Source organism: Serratia sp. A07 (assembly GCF_058725505.1).
Window position 1 is genome coordinate 1 of sequence record NZ_JBZXDO010000160.1, and the last position, 1,498, is coordinate 1,498.

1 protein-coding gene is annotated in these 1,498 nt (G+C 70.2%); it reads left to right on the top strand.

Annotated elements, in window-relative coordinates:
* The coding region (locus AC4PR2_RS28810; protein WP_492176039.1) for an amino acid adenylation domain-containing protein at positions 1-1,498 on the top strand (1,498 nt) is incomplete at both ends.

Consider the following 1,498-nt stretch of genomic DNA (forward strand, 5'->3'; position numbering starts at 1 on the left):
CGGAAAGCCTGAGCTACGCCCAGCTGAACGCCCGCGCCAACCGGCTGGCGCACGCGCTGATAGCGCGCGGCGTCGGCCCGGACAGCCGGGTGGCGGTGTGCGCCGAACGCGGCCTGCACATGGTGACGGCGCTGTTCGGTATCCTCAAGGCCGGCGGCGCCTATGTGCCGCTCGATCCGGCCTATCCGGGTGAACGCCTGCAGTACATCCTGCAGGATGCCGACCCGGTGCTGCTGCTGGCGGACGCCGCCGGCCGGGTGGCGCTGGGCGAGCCTGCGACGCCGCAGCTGGCGCTGGAGGCGGCGCTGCCGGATACGCTGAGCGCCGAGAACCCGGAACGGCGCGCGCAGGCGTCGCACCTGGCGTACGTGATTTACACCTCGGGCTCGACCGGTAAACCGAAGGGCGCGATGAATGAGCACCGCGGGGTGGTCAACCGGCTGGTGTGGATGCAGGAAGCCTACGGCCTGACGGCGGCGGACACGGTGCTGCAAAAAACGCCGTTCGGCTTCGACGTCTCGGTGTGGGAGTTCTTCTGGCCGCTGATGGTCGGCGCGCGTCTGGTGATGGCGAAGCCAGAAGGGCACAAGGATCCGGACTACCTGAGCCGCGCGATCGAACAGTACGGCGTCACCACGCTGCACTTCGTGCCGTCGATGCTGCAAAGCTTCCTGGCGGACGGGCAGGCGGCGACGCGCTGCGGCCAGGTGGTGCGGGTGATGTGCAGCGGGGAAGCGCTGCCGGCGGCGCTGGTGGCAGAGTTTTACCGCCGGCTGCCGCAGGCGGAGTTGCATAACCTGTATGGGCCGACGGAGGCGGCGGTGGACGTTACCGCCTGGCACTGTTCGCGGGAGGCGGACCGGGTGTCGGTGCCGATCGGGCGGCCGATCGCCAACACGCGTATCTACCTGCTGGACGAGCACGGGCAACCGGTGCCGCTGGGGGCGGTGGGCGAGCTGTATATCGGCGGGGTGCAGGTGGCGCGGGGCTATCTGAACCGGCCTGAACTGACGGCGGAGCGCTTCCTTGCCGATCCGTTCGCGCCGGGCGGGCGGATGTACCGCACCGGCGACGTGGCGCGTTATCTGGCGAACGGCGACATCGAGTACCTGGGGCGCAATGACCAGCAGGTGAAAATCCGCGGCTTCCGCATCGAATGCGGGGAGATAGAGGCGGTGCTGGCGACGCACCCGGCGGTGCGCGAAGCGGTGGTGGATGCGCGGGCGGTGGGCGACGACAAACGGCTGGTGGCGTGGGTGGTGCCGGCCGCCGGCGTGGCGGAAGAGACGCTGGCAGGCGCGCTGCGGCAGCATGTGAGCGCGGCGCTGCCGGACTATATGGTGCCGTCGGCCTGGGTGGTGGTGGCGGCGTTGCCGCTGTCGCCGAACGGCAAGCTGGATCGTCGGGCGTTGCCGGAGCCGCAGGGGGCGCAGAGCCAGGCAGCGTACGAAGCGCCGCAGGGTGAACACGAAACGCTGCTGGCGGCGATCTGGCGCGA